The sequence below is a fragment of the Desulfuromonas acetexigens genome, assembly GCF_900111775.1.
Classification (GTDB): domain Bacteria; phylum Desulfobacterota; class Desulfuromonadia; order Desulfuromonadales; family Trichloromonadaceae; genus Trichloromonas; species Trichloromonas acetexigens.
Window position 1 is genome coordinate 203,500 of sequence record NZ_FOJJ01000023.1, and the last position, 17,509, is coordinate 221,008.

17 protein-coding genes are annotated in these 17,509 nt (G+C 63.5%); 1 reads left to right on the plus strand and 16 read right to left on the minus strand.

The features are described 5' to 3' along the window. Nucleotides 1-28: 28 nt before the first annotated feature. From BQ4888_RS09890 to BQ4888_RS09960, 15 genes are all read right to left on the minus strand, one after another. Entirely contained in the window at nucleotides 29-466 is a 438-nt protein-coding gene (locus tag BQ4888_RS09890) for a phage tail protein (protein ID WP_092056871.1), read from the minus strand. Next, nucleotides 457-696: a DUF6760 family protein gene (locus BQ4888_RS17910; RefSeq protein WP_176374252.1), complete on the minus strand. Its 240-nt coding sequence runs from the start codon at nucleotides 694-696 to the stop codon at nucleotides 457-459. Before BQ4888_RS17910 ends, BQ4888_RS09890 begins: the two co-directional genes overlap by 10 nt. Continuing rightward, nucleotides 639-1,007, minus strand: coding sequence for a hypothetical protein (locus tag BQ4888_RS09900; RefSeq protein ID WP_092056873.1), 369 nt, complete (start codon nucleotides 1,005-1,007; stop codon nucleotides 639-641). The genes BQ4888_RS17910 and BQ4888_RS09900 overlap by 58 nt, the downstream gene beginning before the upstream one ends. Then, a complete protein-coding gene (locus BQ4888_RS09905) occupies nucleotides 1,004-1,438 on the minus strand; it encodes a phage tail protein (protein ID WP_092056875.1) in 435 nt (144 codons plus the stop codon). Before BQ4888_RS09905 ends, BQ4888_RS09900 begins: the two co-directional genes overlap by 4 nt. A gap of 33 nt (nucleotides 1,439-1,471) precedes the next feature. Continuing rightward, the gene (locus BQ4888_RS09910; protein ID WP_092056877.1) at nucleotides 1,472-3,016 is read right to left on the minus strand and encodes a lamin tail domain-containing protein; all 1,545 of its coding nucleotides are present in this window, start codon (nucleotides 3,014-3,016) and stop codon (nucleotides 1,472-1,474) included. A 53-nt stretch (nucleotides 3,017-3,069) separates the two neighbouring features. Further along, nucleotides 3,070-4,284: a phage tail sheath family protein gene (locus BQ4888_RS09915; RefSeq protein WP_092056879.1), complete on the minus strand. Its 1,215-nt coding sequence runs from the start codon at nucleotides 4,282-4,284 to the stop codon at nucleotides 3,070-3,072. Between the two features lie 89 nt (nucleotides 4,285-4,373). Continuing rightward, nucleotides 4,374-4,928 carry a carboxypeptidase-like regulatory domain-containing protein gene (locus BQ4888_RS09920; RefSeq protein WP_092056881.1) on the minus strand — a complete coding sequence of 185 codons (555 nt, stop codon included), beginning with the start codon at nucleotides 4,926-4,928 and terminating at the stop codon, nucleotides 4,374-4,376. Nucleotides 4,929-4,930: 2 nt separating this feature from the next. After that, nucleotides 4,931-5,530: a Pvc16 family protein gene (locus tag BQ4888_RS09925; RefSeq protein ID WP_092056882.1), complete on the minus strand. Its 600-nt coding sequence runs from the start codon at nucleotides 5,528-5,530 to the stop codon at nucleotides 4,931-4,933. Nucleotides 5,531-5,564: 34 nt separating this feature from the next. Beyond that, on the minus strand, nucleotides 5,565-6,329 hold the full coding sequence (locus tag BQ4888_RS09930) for a HEAT repeat domain-containing protein (RefSeq protein WP_140396640.1): 765 nt from the start codon (nucleotides 6,327-6,329) through the stop codon (nucleotides 5,565-5,567). A gap of 10 nt (nucleotides 6,330-6,339) precedes the next feature. Further along, nucleotides 6,340-7,629, minus strand: coding sequence for an eCIS core domain-containing protein (locus tag BQ4888_RS09935; protein WP_092056885.1), 1,290 nt, complete (start codon nucleotides 7,627-7,629; stop codon nucleotides 6,340-6,342). 37 nt (nucleotides 7,630-7,666) lie between these two features. Further along, entirely contained in the window at nucleotides 7,667-9,805 is a 2,139-nt protein-coding gene (locus BQ4888_RS09940) for an ATP-binding protein (RefSeq protein WP_092056887.1), read from the minus strand. A gap of 238 nt (nucleotides 9,806-10,043) precedes the next feature. Further along, nucleotides 10,044-13,103 (minus strand): eCIS core domain-containing protein, encoded by a 3,060-nt coding sequence (locus BQ4888_RS09945; protein WP_092056889.1) that lies wholly within the window; start codon nucleotides 13,101-13,103, stop codon nucleotides 10,044-10,046. Nucleotides 13,104-13,347: 244 nt separating this feature from the next. After that, nucleotides 13,348-14,160, minus strand: coding sequence for a helix-turn-helix transcriptional regulator (locus BQ4888_RS09950; RefSeq protein ID WP_170232816.1), 813 nt, complete (start codon nucleotides 14,158-14,160; stop codon nucleotides 13,348-13,350). A 170-nt stretch (nucleotides 14,161-14,330) separates the two neighbouring features. Continuing rightward, on the minus strand, nucleotides 14,331-15,011 hold the full coding sequence (locus BQ4888_RS09955; RefSeq protein WP_092056893.1) for a metallophosphoesterase family protein: 681 nt from the start codon (nucleotides 15,009-15,011) through the stop codon (nucleotides 14,331-14,333). Then, nucleotides 15,008-15,886, minus strand: a complete 879-nt coding sequence (locus tag BQ4888_RS09960) for a LysR substrate-binding domain-containing protein (protein WP_092056895.1) — start codon at nucleotides 15,884-15,886, stop codon at nucleotides 15,008-15,010. Before BQ4888_RS09960 ends, BQ4888_RS09955 begins: the two co-directional genes overlap by 4 nt. A gap of 99 nt (nucleotides 15,887-15,985) precedes the next feature. Here BQ4888_RS09960 and BQ4888_RS09965 point away from each other — a divergent pair, with 99 nt between their 5' ends. Continuing rightward, nucleotides 15,986-16,909, plus strand: a complete 924-nt coding sequence (locus tag BQ4888_RS09965) for a YeiH family protein (RefSeq protein WP_092056897.1) — start codon at nucleotides 15,986-15,988, stop codon at nucleotides 16,907-16,909. A 14-nt stretch (nucleotides 16,910-16,923) separates the two neighbouring features. Here BQ4888_RS09965 and BQ4888_RS09970 read toward each other — a convergent pair whose 3' ends face one another. Then, a complete protein-coding gene (locus BQ4888_RS09970) occupies nucleotides 16,924-17,487 on the minus strand; it encodes a flavin reductase family protein (protein ID WP_092056899.1) in 564 nt (187 codons plus the stop codon). Nucleotides 17,488-17,509: the final 22 nt, after the last annotated feature.

Consider the following 17,509-nt stretch of genomic DNA (forward strand, 5'->3'; position numbering starts at 1 on the left):
ATCCTCGAAATGACTCCTTGTCCTTGATCTACACCAGCGAAAACCCACTATGGGCCAACTCCAGCGACTCCACGGCGACGGTGTTCCCCTCGGCACGCAGGTCCGGTCCCGCCCACTTCACCGGCCAGGCCTGATCGAGATGCCAGACCCTGACCGTCTTGCGGCTATCGTCGAGGAGCAGGATCGAGACATTGCGCCGCTGAATCTTGCCGGTGCGCACCTCTTTGTGCCAGAGCCAGAGGCTCAAATTGTCGGTCACGCCCCGTTTGAGAATCAGGTTGCCGGGATAGCGCACCGGTCCGGCCAGCCGGTGCATATACTGATTGAGCCCCCCTTCCCGGTAATCGTGAACTTCGATCTCGGCCTGCAAACCAGTGACATCGCTGAAACCGCCGACCACCAGGCCGTCGATCTCCACCAGAAAATTGAACCCGCGATAGGGATCGATCCGCGCGCCTACGGCCATGATTCGCCGCTGCCTCCGTTGCTGTTGTCGTTGAGCCGACGGTTGATACCGGCGATCTGCTCGACCCACTGCCTGCGTTCGCGATGCTCCAGCCCGAGGATCTGGTCATGGGGCCAGTTGAAGTGATAGGCGATGTAGGCCACCTCCTCGTAGAGCCGGTCCGAGGGGTAGCCTAGGGCTCCCCCGAGCCGTTTACCTCCACCGAGAAACGGCCTTCGCAGTGAGGGCAGGAAACCTCCATGCGGCTGGTGCCGTAGTCGTTGATCCGCCGGTAGAAATCCTGCAAAAACGCCAGATCGGCGGAAAAGAGCCCTTCCACCATTTTTGGGTTGAGACTGGAGTGGGTGCCGAGCCGGACGATCACCCGGGACAGCAGGATAATCACCAGATAGGCGGGATTGGCCTGCACCCGGGGGTCTTTCATCGGCGCGATTTCGTCGAAGGCGGTGGCCAGCCGCATCACCCCCTCGCGGTGCAGGTTGCCCTCGCCGTCGACAAAGCCACGCGGCAGAGTGAAGGGAAACTCGGTCTGCAACGTCATGCCTTGCTGACCCCTTCATGAACGATTTCGAGGGTTTCGATGGCGACCTCGTTGCCGGTGGCGTTAAAGGTCGGCCCGGTCCATTTGGTCGGCCAGCCGTTGATGAAGTTCCAGCGCACCTTTTCGGTGCCGGTGTCGTCGAGCAGCACAATGGAGGCGTTCTTGCGCTCGACCTTCCCTTCCATCGCCTTCTTGCGCCATTCCCACAGCTCGGCATCGTCGGTCACCCCTGATTTCAGGGAGATGTTGGAATACTTGACCAGTCCCGGCAGCTTGCGGGTGGTGAGGGGATCGGTCCCCTCCCGGTAGTCGATGGGATCCTGGGTCGAATCGAGGCCCGAGCACTCGCGGAAACCGGCGCGGGTGATGCCGTCGATTTCGACCAGGAAGTTATAGGAACGATAGGGATCTTTTCTTTCTCCTGTGGGCATGGCTCATCTCCTTCGAAAGGTTCTGTCCTGGGTTTATTGGCTCGCCTGATAGGTATAGGTCGAAATCAGATAATCCTGGGCATCGTACAAAAAGGCCGTGTCTCCGGGATTGTTCCAGACGGCGCGGTCGTACCCCCAGAAGAGGTCGCCGCCCGTGTCGACGCCGGCCTTCGTCCAGAGACGCACCTGGGCGTCCCGGGGGAGAACAAAGCGGGGGAAAACGTAACGATGTCCAACCCGATCGACGACTTTCCAGTTGGTCATTTCCACCCCCCGCCCGCTGCGGTTGGCGATGAGCAGGTATTCCCCGGCGACGTCGGCCCCCGGCGGATTGGCTTCGATGTGCAGGATCGGCACTTCGGCGACCTGGGCGGCGGCGCGCAGGGGTTGGAGGGATTCGCTGTCGCCGTCGACGGCGAGGGTCACGCCCTCCTCCCCCTGAACAATGCTGATGACAATGAATTCCCCCGGGAGAGCCGGGGCCAGTCCGATTTCCGTGACCAGTTGGCTGAGATCGCGCACTTCCCGGGGATTGGTGACGGCATCGCAGCGCACGTAAAAAGCCTCTTCGACCGTTGCGCCCATAAACGCCCCCTGGCGGAACAACTCCGTCAGGTAGGCGTTCAGCTCCCGGTTCACCCGCAACCAGAGCCCCTCGTCATGAGGCTCGAAGACGAGCGACTCCATGAAGCGTTCGATCCAGCGGCAGACGGTGAGAAAAACCCGCCGCACGTTGACGTAGGTCCATTCCGGTTCGTCGCTCAGAGTGCGGGCGCCCCAGACGCGGATACCCCGCCCCGGAAAAGCCCGCAGGCAGTTGATCCCCTGGGGATTCAACGTCTGTTGCAAGAGCGCATCGACATTTGCCTGGAGGTCGAGTGCCCCCTCCAGTTCAACGTTGGCCGGCGCCTGATGAACGCCGACCGCCGAGTCCCGCGCGGCGTAAATTCCGGCGACATGACCGCAGGGGGGAACGAAACCCCGGCCGGCCGCCGGCCCGTCGGCGAGGAGAATCCAGGGGAAATACAAAGCCCCGCTGCGAATGGCGGCCGGATTGTTGAGCACCAGCGCGTTGCGTTGTTTGACGATTTCATCGCTTCCGGCGGCGGGCAGTGCATCGAGAATAGCGAAGAGATAATGGGGCCTCCCCTGGGCATCGCGCCGACAGAAGTCAAGGAGCGCCCGTTGCAGTTCCACCGTCCGTTCCGGAACCAGAACCGCGTCGGGAAAGCAGAGCAGATCGACCTCATCCAGCAGCGGGTCGTCCGCCGCCTGCGCCAGCAGAGAGCCGAGGGCGGCGACGACATCGCCCCCTCGGGCCAGAGTCGCCACCTGGCAAAGATGGCCGCCGTTGCCAAAAAAGCCGCGTACGGCGTAAGCCAGGTAGGAGTCGGAGCGGACGTCCCCGAAGTTCCGGACGAATTCCACCCAGCCCCGGATTTCAGTCAGCCCCCGCCCCGTTCCCTCGGCGGCGAACCCGATGAAAAGCGGCACGCCAGTCCGCAGGGCGGGACGCGCGGGCGCGGAAACCTCCTCCCTGAAATAAACTCCCGGCGCTGCCAACCCCGATCCGCTCATAACCCAAACTCCATGGTTTCCGCCCTTCAGCCTTCAGCCTTCAGCCTTCTGTCTTACTGCCCCGGCCCCGCCCATTGGCTGATGCGGAAGATAACGAACTCAGCCGGTTTGACCACGGCCACGCCGATTTCCGTCACGACCTGGCCCAGGTCGCGCACGTCGGGAGGATTGGTATCGGCATCGCATTTGACGTAGAAGGCTTCTTGCGGGGTGCTGCCGAAGAGCGCCCCAGCGCGCCAGACATTGGTCAGAAAAGCCGTGATGTTGCGGTTGATTTTCGCCCAGAGGGCCATGTCGTTGGGCTCGAACACCACCCATTGGGTGCCCTGATCGATGGACTCGCGCATGAAATTGAAGAGCCGGCGGACGTTGATGTAGGTCCACTCGGGATCGCCGGCGGCATCGGAAGCCAGGGTGCGCGCACCCCAGACCTTGATCGTGCCGTCGAAGGAACGGATGCAGTTGACCCCACGCGGATTGAGGGACTGTTGCAGGATCTTGCTCACTGGATAGCGCAAACCGAGGGCACCCATGACGACTTCGTTGGCCGGGGCCTTGTGCACCCCGCGCTGGGCGTCGGAGCGGGAATAGATCCCGGCCAGGTGCCCGCTCGGCGGCACGGCGATGCGAGTTCCCGCCGCCTGCAGGGGATCGGCGACCTGAATCCAGGGGAAATAGAAAGCGCCGTAACCCTTGGGATTGGCCGCCGGCCGCCAGATGCCCGAATCGTCGGTGCTGATGACTAGGTTGTCACTGTCCACATCGCGCACGCTGTCGAGAATCGCGACCCGATCTTCCATCAGCTGGCAATGGGCGACGAGATGGGCGTGGATGGCGTTGAGCGCGCTCTGGGTGACACTGGCGTCTACCGCTTCCGGCGGCAGGGGCGCGGCGACGATGGCGATTTCGTCGATGGCCTGAAACTGGTCGACGGCGTTATCGACGTCGTCGATGGAGGTCACGCGATTGACCCAGCAGCGGGTGCCGCCGTTATTGAAAAAACCGTAGACGGCATGGGCCAGGTACTGGTTGGCGGTCTGGAAATCGCCGAACTTCTGCTTGAATTCCTCCCAGCTGTTGATCGGCTGGGGGTCGAGGGCCGCCACCTGGCTGTAATTGCCCCCCGCCGGCTTGGCCGGCATGGCGGTATCGGCTATGTTGGCCGAGATGCCGACGAAACCGGCGGTGCTGGTGCCCACTCCGGCAATCGGTTTGATCGCCGACGGTACTTCCTCAACGAATACTCCTGGCGCTAGATACTCAGCCATGCCATCCTCCCTTGTCCTGGTTTATGCCGCGTTGTCATTTTATCCGCCACGATTCGGCTTTTTTTCGCCTCGTCCTTCCACAATCCGATTTACACCGGGGTCAGCGTCAGGTTCAGGGTCGCGACCGCGCCGGCGGCGGCAAGGGTCACCACCCCCGTCACCGGTTGAAATCCCCGGGCGGCAACCCGTACCCGGCGCACGCCGACTTCCACTCCGATCAGGGCATAATGGCCGTCGGCGGCGCTGTAGGTCCGTTCGCCGCTGCCCTCCACTACCACTTCGGCCATGACCACCCCCTGGCCGCCGGGACGGGTGATGCGACCGCGCACCCTGGTGGCCGGCAGGGAAAGATCGGCCGTCGCCAGCTGGATGCGCCCGGTTCCGTCGCGGCCGACCACGGCCTCGACCTGGGCGCTGCCGTAACGGCTGCCTCCCGGCGGATAGCTCGCCGTCAACCCATAGGTGCCGTCGACCAGGTCGAGAAAGTGGAAATGTCCGTCAGCGCCGCTGTGACTTTCCCAGCTCAGGGGCCCGGCCGTGGCCGTCACCCGGGCGCCGGGCATCGCCTTTCCCGTCTCGGCGTCGATCACCCGCCCCGCTATCGCCGCCTGATGCCGACGGATTTCCCATTGCAGCGCGGCCATGCTCACTCCTCCCCGGTTCCCTGGCGGAACTTCAGCATCTTGTCCGTCACCAGCGGCCCGGTTTCCACGGCGGCGAGGGCATCAACGCCGATGGTCACGGTGTAGTTGAGCGCCGCCTTGGGTTTGCCTCCCAAGGCCTGCCAGAATTCCCCCAGGCTCTGCAACTGCCCGGAAAGGAGGGTTACCGCCGGCAAGGGCGGCTCCTGCCCCTGAAGGTTTCCCTGCAACACGGCGGCGGGCAGGACCGGATGGCGCAACAGCACCTTCATCACCTCGCCGAGCAGACGGTGTTCGTCGTAGGCCGGAGTGCTTGACGAATTGGCCGCCCAGGCCGTCACCAGATAGGAGCAGTCGACCCGTACCGGCGGGCGTTTTTTCAGCCCCGTGCCGTCGCTCCGCCGCTCCAGGCGCCATTCGCGGTCGCGCAGTTCGAGATTCTCGCGAATGTCGTACAGGAACAGGTCGATGGCGGGCAAATGCACCGCCGACGGCGGAAACTTGTCGTCCGGCGGGGCAAAGCTGATCGCCACCTGCTGCACCACGGCGGAAGGCAGTTCGCGGCGAAGGAGTTCGTTGAGGCTGCGGTCGAGATCGTCGAGCATGGGAATCAGCTATCCCCTTGTATTGGGGTTTAAATCAGAGGTCAAAACAACTGGTGATCGGGTGCAACTGCACTGTCCCTCGATGGGCCGCCCACCATTCCCGCACCTGCTCCTGCAACCGGCACTTCTGCCGGTGTTGCAGGGTACTGACCCGATCCGAGGTGTAGGGAAAGGGATGCACCGGTGGAGAAAAGAGAAAATGATCGAAATTATAGAAATGGACCGCCGGTACGACCCCCTCCGAGAAGGCTTCGCCCGTGAGCAAACGCAGGCAGCTCAGAGCCGAATCGGCGATAAAGAAGGCGCTGCCCTCAACCTTCTCCTCGCTCATCAGCGCCTCGACAAGGACGGCGATCAGCCGGTCGCTTTGCACGGCCGCCTGTTTCCCCTGAAAGACCAGGGCGAGCACCGCCAGTTGCCGGACATAGAGGTCGTGGTCGCCCGCCAGTTCGGCCAGGCGCGCGGTCTCGCTCCCATCCCCCAGGGCATGGAGGATGGAAATCAACCAGATCCGTTCGAGAGGGCCGGCGCCGCCGATCAACCGATGAATGGCCGGAACCGCCGCCGCCCCCAATTCCACGATCAGCCGATAGGCTCCGACTTTATGGGGATGGCTGAGGCCGGAGAAAACCTCGGCCAGCAGGCCGACGGCCGCTGTCGGTTGCTCTTTCAGAACGCCTCGGGCCAGCTCGAAATTACGCATCCGCTCCGTTTCGCCAAGTCCGACATCCTCGGTGGAGAAATAATCCAGAGCCTTTTCCACAGCCTGGTCGATGGGCATCTTCGTCGAATCGTTCATGATCAACATCCTATCGCCGTGTCACGTTGGTGATGTTGTTGTGGCTGACGGTTATGGTCAAGGTGACGGTACGGCCATCGGGATAGGTGTAGGGCACCTCGATTACGGCATTGACCGTACCGTCAGGATTGATACTTGAGGAAATCGGCCGCTCGGTGCCTCGGGTCGCGCCGCTCTGCTCGGTCTCGGCGACCAGCGCCCCGGCATGGGCGGTGGCGTAGCCCTGACCGCTGACCTGCTTGCGGTACTGCTCCTCAACTTCGTGAATCAGCGCCGCCACCGCCGATAGCCCTTCACCACGGCCGAAGGCCTCCAGGTCGGCCACATCGATGGTGCCGGTGGCATAACTGCCGCCCAGGGCCGCGCCGCCGCTTTCCACGGCGATGGTCACCTGATGACTGTCGCCGACGATGGTATTGAGGCGATTGTAGAGCGCCTGTTGCGCTTCAGATGGCGGGCCGACATCCTGATTGGCGGCAATGCTCAGATTGCCCGCGGCGTCGGTCGAGACGGTGTAGCCAAAGAGACCGCCGTTGAGCAGAGTCATGACCCGCGCCAGATGGGGGGCGGTGCCGGTAAACCTGAGCTTACGCCGAATCTGGCGGGAACGGTTCGCCAGCCGTTCCGCCGCCGGCTGCCGCAAATACCGCGCCGGCCCCTGCCGCTCGTGCCGCACCACCCGCCGCGCCGTCTCGTCCGCCTCCCGCTCATAGGCATCGTCGGGAGCGCCAACCGTGAGCCTGCCTTGAACCACTGGGCCCGATTGCGCCACATGGGTCAGTTCGTGCGCCAGCAATTCCTTTCCGCCTTCCGTCTCGGGCCGGTACTGGCCGTCGCGGAAGTAGATATCTGAGCCGGTGGTGAAGGCCTCGGCCCCCAGGGATCGGCTCAACCGGTCGGCCTCGCCGCCGGTGTGTACCCGCACGGCGCTCAGATCGTGCCCGAAAGCCTGCTCCATGGCGCCGCGCAGGTTATCGTCCAAAGGTTTCCCGCCCCCTCGGGTCGTCTCGATGGAACGCTCCAGGTTCGCCGAAGCAGCATTCTCCGCCCCCTGGGCCGACTTTTCCATCGCTCGGCGAATGTCGCGGTTGCCTACCGCCCGTTGCAAGGCCAGGGCGGCGCTCACCCCTTGCGGCGGCGCCAAGCGGTCAAGCCGCTCCCGCACCGCCGCCTCACCGGAGAGGCCGCCGCCGCTCATCAGGCCGGGAAGATCGTGCAGGCGCGCCGGAGTTTCCTTCACAGGAGTCGTCACTGGGCGCTGTTTTGGTCGATTCAGACCTTGTTCTTCACGCTTTTTCATGGATCACACCTCCTTGGGGTGCGTTCTCCGTGGGACATCAGTCATCCATCCGTTCCCGAAAATCACCGTCATCGAGAATCTTGCCCATCTTCTGGTATTCCCGGCGAGTCGCCCGCAGCAGATGACGGACGGAGATTTCACCGCCGTCGTGGGCCGCCAGAAAAGCTGCCGCCAGGGCGATATTCTTGATATTGCCGCCGCTGATCTCGAACCGCTCGGCCATGCGTTCCAGAGGCAGATCCGTCCGCCGGGGCGCCTGCTCGGGCCAGATCTTTTCCCAGATGAGCCGCCGCTCCCCTTCCCGGGGAAAGAGAAACTCCACACAGAAACTCATGCGCCGGATAAAGGCCTCGTCGAGATTGCCGCGCAGATTGGTGGCGAGAATGGCGATCCCCTCGTATTCCTCCATCTTCTGCAGAAGGTAGCCGGTTTCGATATTGGCGTAACGGTCGTGGGCGTCCTTGACCTCCGAACGCTTGCCGAAGAGGGCGTCGGCCTCGTCGAAGAGGAGGATGGCGTTGCTGGTGCGGGCCTCGGTGAAAATCTTGTCGAGATTCTTCTCCGTCTCGCCGATGTACTTGCTCACCACCCGCGACAGGTCGATCTGATAAAGATCGAGACCGAGATCACAGGCGATGACCTCGGCGGCCAGGGTTTTGCCCGTCCCCGGCGGGCCGGAAAAGAGGACGTTCAACCCCTTACCGTAGGAGAGTTTGCGCTCGAAGCCCCATTGACCCAGAACCAGCGGTCGATGCACCGCCTGACGGCAGATTTCCCGCAACTGCTCCAGGGCGTCCTCGGGCAGAACGATGTCGTCCCAGCCGTGGCGGGGGTCGATCTTGCGGGCCAAGGCGCCGAGCTTCTGGTTGGAATGGCGGCGGCAGGCATCGAAAAGTTCCGCCGCCTGAATGCGGGAAGGCCCGCCCTGCCGGGAGCGCGCCATCTGCCCGGCGCTGTGGGCGGCGGCGCGAATCTGCCCCGGGGTGAAGTTGAAACGGGCAGCGACCGCTTCCAGCTCTTCCGCCGAAAGCCCCGTCACTTCTCGCCCCCACAGACGCGCCCGCTCGGTGAAGTCGGGAATTTCCAGCTCGACCCGGGCGAAGGGCCGGGTGCGGTAGAGGGACAAGGGGCGCCAGGGGAGTTCCCCGGCGAGCACCGTCGGCCCGTCCCAATCCTCCAGCGCTTGGGAGAATTCCCGCAGGCGCGCATCCTTATCGTCATCAAGCAGCGTATCGACCTCGGCGACGAAGAGCAGCGCCTCGCGCAGACGGGCTTCCCGCACGACCCGTCGGCAGATCGCCTGGAAATCGTCCTCCCCCCGGGCCAACGCCCTGTTCGGATCGAAGCACACCAGGCCGCATCCCAAACGGCGGGCCAGATAAGCGGCGACGGTCCGGCGACCGGAACCGGAAACGCCGCGCAGATGAAGGACGGCACGCCCTTCCGCCAGAAGGCGCGGCAAGGTCTCACGCTGCGCCTCGGAGAGGGGTGTCTCGGAAATCCGGCTGTCGGCGGGAAAGATCGTGAGACAATCGTCGGGATGAAGAGCCGAGCCGTCGCCGCCGAGCAGATAATCGACGATGCGCTCATCAACTTTGCAGTAGCGGCTCAGGAGGGTAGCATGGCTGCCGGGGGGATCTTCGTGCAGCTGCAGCAACTGGTGGCGCAGCAGCGGGGAAGCGGGGAGAAAATGGCGGTGCCCGGCGAGTTTTTCTTCGGCCGTGGCGCTGAGCAGGTTGAGAATCAGATCGACGCCGGGGCGCTTGCGGGTGACGTCGTCCTGCAGATAGGCATAGAGCCGTTCGTAACGGGGATCGATCTCCGGCGCCAGGGCGACCAGCAGGATGTCGAGGTCCAGCGCCGCCAATTCGAAGCGTTGGCCGAGGGCGACAAAGCGCAGATCCTTTTCGTCGAGCAGCGGAACGGAACGGGTGCGGCCCTCGGCTAGGGGCGGGAGTCCCGGCATCCGATCGAGCAACCGCCCGACCTCTCCGGCATCGAGGTGCAGGCCGCGAAAACGGTCATCGTCAAATCTGACCCCGTAAACGACCTCCGCGCTCCGCGCCGCCTCCGCCAGCAGCAGATCGAGACGCTCCAGCGCCGCCCAGGGGGCAGCCTCCGGCGATCCGGTCGCGTTCTCCGATAGCACGGGCAAGGTACGCTTCACTTCGGCCATTTCTTCGTCCCTGAATACGCCAGCCAGTGAACACAGCAACAACACCACGAGGTTTCCACCCTCGAAGTTCTTTTAGCGTATCAGCGGGACAAAGCATTTCTTTACCGATCTGCGCAAATTTTTGATTGATCTGATCAATATGGCGGATTGATCTCAAGGGGAATGCCGAACGGCAGCAAAAATGCTCCCGGTACCGCGCCCATCCAACTCAGCTCACAGGGAAAAACAACCGACCAGATCATTCCGTCGCCGAGGCTGGAGCTGCCGCAGCAGCGGACGACGACGAAGAACTGAGTCCTTCCAGAATCCGCCTGGCGAGGAAGTCGATTTCCGAAGCGGTCTGTCCCAGGGCGTGGCGAACTCCCGCAGCCGCCACCTGCTCTCCCGAAGTGGTACCGAGATGTTCGCTGCCCCTGGGGGCGATGACATGCGGGGTCGATTGCTGCATCCCTTCGACATAGCCCGCTCCGGTCCGACCAGGTTCATAGGTGAAGCGACGCCCGTCGGCAAGGACCAACTGATCGCCGTCGGCAAGGCGCCCCTCGCGCCACTCGAAAAACTGTGAGGTCGCCTCGGCACCGCCCCGGGAACCTGATTTGACCTCGAAGGCCTCGTGAATGATCAATCGACCGTTGCGTTCACTGACAATCAGACCGTCGCTGAACAGCACCGGCCTACGGTGACCGCCATCCCCTCGAACCCGCGCCACCCGTGTTCGGTATTCAACCCGAGCGCCGGGATGTTGAACGCGAACTTCGGCGAGTCGGCGATGGAGGATCGGTCGCGCCAGGATTTCGGCGATGTTCCCTTTGAGGATATTGAAAAGTGAAGCGTTTACTTCGTTGCCGGCGACCCCCCGTTGCCGCAAACGGCCGAGGCAGTCCCAGAGGCCGGACTCGCCGCGCAGCACGGCCAGATCGGTGGCCAGACGCCGGTCGTCATAATTTGCCGGTCGAGGGATTTCGCTCAGGCGCACCGCAGGCCGCGCGGCGGCGCCCCCCCGGCCGGTGCGTGCGTAGTCTCGACCAAACAGCAGTTCCGCATCCCGTCTGGGTTGTCCCGATGTAACCGCCCGCGCCCACTGTTCGGGCGAGAGAGCATCCCGCCCTTCCCCGACCCGCCTGGAACGATAGCGTTCGTAGGCCGCTTGCAGTCGTAGCAACGCTTCAAGCTGCGGGGCGCTCAAGCGCGCCTGCACGGCGGGATTGTTGACGTCGAAGCGACCGCGGTCGGCGGTCAAAACATCGTCCAGGGCATGAACCAGGGGCCGGGAAGTCGGTGGCGGAACAGCGGGACGGGCGGTAGTCGCGGCGGGACGTTCGGCGCTTGCCGCAGATTCATCTGGTGAAGCTTCGTCGGGCGCGCGACGAGGGGGTCGGGTCGATGTCGGCGGGGGCTCCGCCGGGCGAGCCGTGACGGAGGGCTCTTCCCGAGACGGCAAGGGTTCCGGCTCGGAGCGCCTGGCGGGCGGACGTGGTCCCGGCGAAGACGCTTCATCTTCGATCCTGGCCCGTCGCCCTTCCCTTGCTCCGCCGGAACGTTCGCCACGCCCCCGAGCAACGCCGGCACCGACGCGACCAACCCCACAAATCCCCCGGGAAATCGCCTCGGAGACGACGAAGGATGCCAATTTGCGGGCAATGGCCTGGGCGGCAATGTCAATCTCGTCGTCGGTCCGGGCATAGCCCGCCACATTGGCCACATCCCCGAGCCAAGCCGAAAAGCGCAAGGCTTGATAGGCGAAAGCCGCCGCACCCACCGGCGGCAGCGCCCGCGCGGCATAGGAAATTCCCAGTCCCACCAGCTGATTGGCCGCCTCGCCCAGGGGATCCCGGCGAATCCGCGCCCACTCGGAGAGAATCGCCCACTCCATGTGCCGAGGCGTGCGATCCAAAGCCTGGGAAATCCGTTCGAAACTCAGATCACCCCAAGTCAGCCGCCCACCGATGTTGGGCGCAACGATCAGGCCGATGCCGGCGTTGCGGGAGCGGGCCGCCTGCCTCAACTCCAGCAAAGGGATCAAACCGGTCAGGGTCCGCGCCGGGTAAATTCCGCCCAGGGCGCCGCCAGCGCCGCCGCTGACGGGACGAACCTCAAAATGGATGGACCGTCCGCCAACCCTGGTCTCCACCGGCAGCAGGAAAAAGACCCCACCACGACTGAACATGCCGGTCATGGCGGAAAGGTCAAACCAGCTCTCTTCGCCGGGAGCCAGATGTCCGCTGCGATCAACCACATAGAGACGATTGGAAACAAACCAGATGTGTAAAGAAGCGTCGAGCAACGACGCCCCTTCCGAGCGGCCACTGGAGGTGCCGGCCGAAGGAGACGGGCCGGCGACACTGCGCAGAGGGGTCGCGGCCAGGGTAGCCAGACCATCGCGCACAATTCGTCCGCCACCCGGTGCCGCCTGTCCGACTTCTTCCTCGGGCGTGCGGGGTTGCGCCGCGGCTGTGGCCCCGGCGGCTTCCCGAGGGGCGAGAGGAGCGAAGGTGCGAGCTTCTCCCGGATCCATAAGCGGCGGTGGCGCCGGTTGTTCACGGCGTGCTGTGCCGCGCCGGGAAGCGGCCCGTTCCGTAGCGGCACGAGCTTCTCCCAACGCGGCGTCCGCCCGCCAGGCGGCCAAGTTTTCGAGAGTAAAGGGCGGAATCTCTTCCAGGGATTGTGGTCGCGCCGAGGTCCAGGGGTGAAGCTCACCGCCAAAACTCTCCATCAACAGCGCACCGTCGACATCCCGCTCCGCCGTCTCGGCGTAACCGGCCAGGGCGGTATGTATCCGAGCAAGAACCGTCGCGACAGCAATCCGGGTCTCAGGTCGTTCATCGGCGATCGCCTGCCGGTAGCGAAACCCCATGCTTCCCGCATAACTGATCAGAATATCGGGAGAATGACTCGCCACTCCGACATTGAGCGCCGACACCAGGGTCGCCTCGAAACGATCGAGTTCGGCGTGGCGCGCCCGCGCCTGCTGAGCCCTTGCCTCACTATCGGCGTCCCGTTGCAAGACTCCGCGGACGCTTCGCCGCCGAATCGTCCCGGAAGCGCCGGCCGTGTCAGGACTGGACGCATCCCCGTCTTCCGCCATGCGTGTTTCGTCGGCTACCACTTGGCGTGCGATCTGATCGGCTTCACGTTCATTTTCATCTTCCGCGCCTCCGACCAACAGGCGGCAACGCGGACCGGCCTGTTGCTGGACGACGTGGGCAAGTTCATGGGCCAGCAATTCCCTGCCGCCGCTGCTGCCGTAGCAACACGGAAGGGGCCACACCCGAACCGAAACGAGGCACATCGGAAACATCAAGGTTCCGGGCGCCTGACGACTCTTTTGCGTCCGGGGGGGATTGAAGATGATCCGCGACAATCCGGGCGAGGCCTACGGCACGAGTGCCTGAGGAATCATTATCACGCTTTTCCCTGGAAGCCTCACTCCGTTCGACCGGTTTGGTTTGTTGTTCCTGCTCTCGGCTACTCATGAAAACCCTCCTCGACCCGCCGGGAACTTCCCTCGGACTTCTTCCTATAAAACCTCTCGCTTTGACTCCTCAGCGGAAAACGTTCTGCCCTAGATATTTCTTGTAGACCCGGGGGGAGACGCCGACGCATTTTTTGAAGACGCGGTTGAAATGGGATTGGTTGTTGTAGCCGCAGGCCAGGGAAATGCGCAGCAGAGAGAGACCGGGGTCGCGCAGCATGCGGCAGGCCGCCGCCATGCGCACGATCTGCAGGTAATCGACGAAGGTCATGCCGGTGCGTTTTTTGAAAATCCGCACAAAGGAAGAGAGGCTCATGCCCGACTTGCCGGCAACCTGAGCCAGGGAGAGGGGAAGATGGAAATGGGTCTGGATGTAACGGAGGGCTTTGTCGAAACCTTCTTTGGATGAATTGGCGGCGCGGACCTTGAACGCGCCGGCGCGCAATTCCAACAGGGAACGGATAACACCGTACATTTCATCGACAGAGATGGGCTTGCGGAAATAGTCGCGCGCCCCGGACCGAAAGACCTCGACCGCCAGTTCCTCGGAGCCTTCCCGAGCCATGACCAGCACCGGGACGGAAGGTCGGCCGACCTTGAAGAGGTGCAGCAGGGCGAGAGCGGAGAGCGCCGGGGAATGATCGATGAGGACGACATCGACGGGGGTATAGAAGAAAATCTGGCGGGCTTCCTTTTCGTCGCAGCAGAGAATCAGCCGACAATCGGGGAGCATCAAGCGCAAAGGGATGAGGTAGAAACTTTCCCCGGGTTCGACAACCAGGACGGTTCCCCGCACCGGGGGGGCATCCGCTTCCACGGGGAGCGGATCAAGGGGGGTGCAGCGATGATGGACACGGGGTTCGGACGGAATGCTCTTGATCATCGATTTTCCAGCGGCAGGGGGCGGCACGGACCGCCCGGAATTCCCCTCCCTTCTTCCGTCATCGCCATAGGGCATCCGGCCACGATGGACCATGGTTCAACTCTGACACAGAAGCGCTTCAAGTCAAACGGCGCACCGCTTCCCTCCGAACACCGCCCTTCGGCGGGGAATCACGGTGCCTGCCATATCCGCTTCGTCAACAGATCGCAGGCGGTCAGCGGGCCGTCCGTTCCGGCCCCGGTATCGAGGTGGATCCGCCCCGCCTCGAAGCGCGGTTGGCCGTCGTCGGTGACGGTGTGCCCCACCACCTGCACTTCCTCCCCCCGTCCCGGTGGGGAGAAACGGCTCCAGAGCAGCACGTAGGGATCCTGCTCCTCGGCCTCGAAGCCGTCCCCGGCGCCGGCATGGACAAAAAGATACCTGCCGGAGCGATAAGTCAGGACAGTTTCTTCGAGAAAGTGCCGATGCTCCGGCGGAATCTCCCAGGTTCCCTCGTAACTGAGCAGGGTCGCCGAACCACCGTTGCCAAGGAAGAGCTCGACATCGCCGCCAAGGGCATTGCGGCGGTAGAGGGGGGAAATCTCCCGCAGGGTTTTACCGGTGCGGATGCCACGCTCCACCAGAGCGTCGAGAAAAAGCTGTTCGTGATTGCCGCGCAGAAAGACCGTGCGAGGAAAGCGCTCGGCGAAAGCCAGCAGAAAGTCGATCACCCCCCGGGAGTCGGGCCCCCGGTCGATATAGTCGCCGAGAAAAACGACCTGATCCTCGCCATCGGGCCAGACCTGACGCACCAACTCCCTGAGTTTGCCGAGCCGGCCGTGAATGTCGCCGATCGCCAACAACCGCTTCATCCTTCAAGCCTCTCCAGAAAAGCCTGCAACAGGCGGGTGCGGCTCGCCCCACGGGGCAAAAGAATCACCAGGGGGCGTTTGAGATCGAGGGCGGTTTTGATTTCGACCAGCCAGCCGTGATCCAGCTCCCGCTGTACGGCCAGACGGGACAGGCAGGCGATTCCCATCCCCGCCTCCACCGCCTTTTTCACCGCTTCCGTATGCCCCAGTTCGAGGGCGATGCGAACCTGTCCGGACCTGTCGGAGAGGGCCGCCTCGAAAACCTCTCGCGTCCCCGATCCCGGCTCGCGCATGATCCAGTCGGCGGCGGTCAGCATCGCCAGGGTCACGGCCGATTCACGACACAAGGGATGCTCCCGCCCGGCGATGACGATCAGTTCGTCATCCCGCCAAGGCAGAATTTCCAGTTGGGGCGCATGGGACGGCCCTTCGATCAGGCCCAGATCGATCTCCCCCCGGGCGAGGGACTGCTCGATCTGTTGGGTGTTTCCCACCTGCAGGGTGGCTCGGGCCTCGGGGTAACGTCGTGAAAATTCCGCGATGTACTCCGGCAGCAGATAATTGCCGATGGTGGTGCTGGCGCCGATGCGCAATAGCCCGCGCGGGGCTTCCCCCGAGTCACTGAGCAGGCGCTCGAACTGAGCGGTTTTGCGCAGGATCTCCCGCGCCGGTTCGAGGAGCAGACGGCCCCGGTCGTTGAGCAGCAAGCGTCGCCCCTGACGAAGAAAAAGGGGGCCACCGGCGGCGCTTTCCAGTTCCGCCAGGGCCATGCTCACGGCGGACTGACTCATGGACAGCGCCTGTCCCGCTCTTGTCACCTGCCCCAGGTCGGCGACCTGGATGAATATTTCCAGTTTGCGAAGGGTTAGGGCCATAGATATAAGTTTAATTGATGGATTTCGTAAAAATTATCTATTTTTTATAATAAAAACCATCTGCTATGTTGACAAGCACAAAGTCGACAGGAGGTTGTCATGGTTCCGTTTACCGTTCAAAAAGGCCTGTTTCTGCTACTGCTCGGCAGCTGCGCCCTGCCCTATCTTCCGCCGGCCGCCGCCTTGGCCGCGGGGATCCTCTTCAGCCTGCTCTTCGGCAATCCCTGGCCGTTGCAATCGTCCCTCTGGAGCAAAAGACTGCTGCAGCTATCGGTGGCGGGGCTCGGCTTTGGCCTCAGTCTCGGCGAGGTGTGGACGGTCGGCAAGGCCTCTTTACCGCTGACCCTGGCGGGCATCACCCTGACTCTGCTCTTGGGCAAGCTGTTGCAAAAGGTTTTCCGCGCCGAGGCCAATACCGGCACCCTCATCGCCTTCGGCACGGCCATCTGCGGCGGCAGCGCCATCGCCGCCATGGCCCCGGTCATCAAAGCCAAAGACGACGAAACGGCGGTCGCCTTGGCCGTCGTCTTTGTTCTGAATGCCGTCGCCCTGCTGCTCTTCCCCCCGCTGGGTCACCTTCTCGATCTGAGCCAGCAGCAGTTCGGCGAATGGGCGGCCCTGGCCATTCACGACACCAGCAGCGTCGTCGGCGCGACAGCGGCCTTCGGCAGCGAGGCCCTGGCCGTCGGCACCGTGGTCAAGCTGACCCGCGCCCTCTGGATCGTCCCCTTCGCCCTGGCCTTCGCCCTGCTGCACAAATCGCAGGAACGGGCGAAAATCCCGCTCTTCATCCTCGCCTTCGTCGCCGCCGCCCTCCTCCACTCCCTCTTCCCCCACCTCAATCCTCTCTGGGGGGCGTTGGCCGGAATCGCCCGGCAGGCGTTGACGGTCACGCTCTTTCTGATCGGCGCGGGACTCAGCCGCCCCCTGCTGCGGCGGGTCGGATTCGCTCCTCTCGCCCTCGGTATCAGCCTCTGGCTGCTGGCGGGAACCCTCAGCCTGACGGCGGTCCGCCTCGGCTGAGGGTCGAGAAAAGCTTACTTTTTGCCGATGGCAAAGGCCTGCCCCAAGAGCGGGCCGAGGCCGTAATAGCCGCGATGGGCGGTATCGAAGATCAGAGGCTGGATCTTGCGGATGTCGGGGAGTCCATCCTCGGCGAGCACCCCTTCGTCGGCCTTGACATCGACGATTTCACCGACGAACTGGGTGTGCAGACCAATTTCCTGGACATGCAGCACCCGGCATTCGAGAATGACGGGGATCTCCGCCGCGTAGGGAGCATCCACCAGTTCGCTACGCACCGGGGTCAGTCCGGTTTCGGCGAACTTGTCGACCTCGCGCCCCGTGGTGATGCCGACGTAATCGGCCTGGACAATCTGCTCCTGGGAAGGAATGCCGACGGTGAAGGCCTTGCGCTCCATGAGGGCGGCGTAGGAATAGGTCGCCTTGCGCAAGGAAACAGCGATGCAAGGGGGCTGGGAATTGCAGATCCCGCCCCAGGCGGCGTTCATCAGATTGGGTTTGCCCTCGCCGTCGTAGGTGCCGACCAGCAGCACCGGGGCGGGAAATAACAAGGTCTTGGAACCGAGTGATTTTTTCATGATACTCTCCTTCCGCCGCTTA

Coding starts and splice junctions, on each gene's coding strand:
- BQ4888_RS09925 (WP_092056882.1), bottom strand. CDS start 5,530: ATGCTCGACGATCTCGACCGCAGCCTCAACGAACTCCTTCGCCGCGAA.
- BQ4888_RS09910 (WP_092056877.1), bottom strand. CDS start 3,016: ATGAGCGGATCGGGGTTGGCAGCGCCGGGAGTTTATTTCAGGGAGGAG.
- BQ4888_RS09890 (WP_092056871.1), bottom strand. CDS start 466: ATGGCCGTAGGCGCGCGGATCGATCCCTATCGCGGGTTCAATTTTCTG.
- BQ4888_RS09930 (WP_140396640.1), bottom strand. CDS start 6,329: ATGAACGATTCGACGAAGATGCCCATCGACCAGGCTGTGGAAAAGGCT.
- BQ4888_RS09915 (WP_092056879.1), bottom strand. CDS start 4,284: ATGGCTGAGTATCTAGCGCCAGGAGTATTCGTTGAGGAAGTACCGTCG.
- BQ4888_RS09950 (WP_170232816.1), bottom strand. CDS start 14,160: ATGATCAAGAGCATTCCGTCCGAACCCCGTGTCCATCATCGCTGCACC.
- BQ4888_RS09945 (WP_092056889.1), bottom strand. CDS start 13,103: ATGTTTCCGATGTGCCTCGTTTCGGTTCGGGTGTGGCCCCTTCCGTGT.
- BQ4888_RS09960 (WP_092056895.1), bottom strand. CDS start 15,886: ATGGCCCTAACCCTTCGCAAACTGGAAATATTCATCCAGGTCGCCGAC.
- BQ4888_RS09970 (WP_092056899.1), bottom strand. CDS start 17,487: ATGAAAAAATCACTCGGTTCCAAGACCTTGTTATTTCCCGCCCCGGTG.
- BQ4888_RS09920 (WP_092056881.1), bottom strand. CDS start 4,928: ATGGCCGCGCTGCAATGGGAAATCCGTCGGCATCAGGCGGCGATAGCG.
- BQ4888_RS09935 (WP_092056885.1), bottom strand. CDS start 7,629: ATGAAAAAGCGTGAAGAACAAGGTCTGAATCGACCAAAACAGCGCCCA.
- BQ4888_RS09905 (WP_092056875.1), bottom strand. CDS start 1,438: ATGCCCACAGGAGAAAGAAAAGATCCCTATCGTTCCTATAACTTCCTG.
- BQ4888_RS09955 (WP_092056893.1), bottom strand. CDS start 15,011: ATGAAGCGGTTGTTGGCGATCGGCGACATTCACGGCCGGCTCGGCAAA.
- BQ4888_RS09940 (WP_092056887.1), bottom strand. CDS start 9,805: ATGGCCGAAGTGAAGCGTACCTTGCCCGTGCTATCGGAGAACGCGACC.
- BQ4888_RS09965 (WP_092056897.1), top strand. CDS start 15,986: ATGGTTCCGTTTACCGTTCAAAAAGGCCTGTTTCTGCTACTGCTCGGC.
- BQ4888_RS09900 (WP_092056873.1), bottom strand. CDS start 1,007: ATGACGTTGCAGACCGAGTTTCCCTTCACTCTGCCGCGTGGCTTTGTC.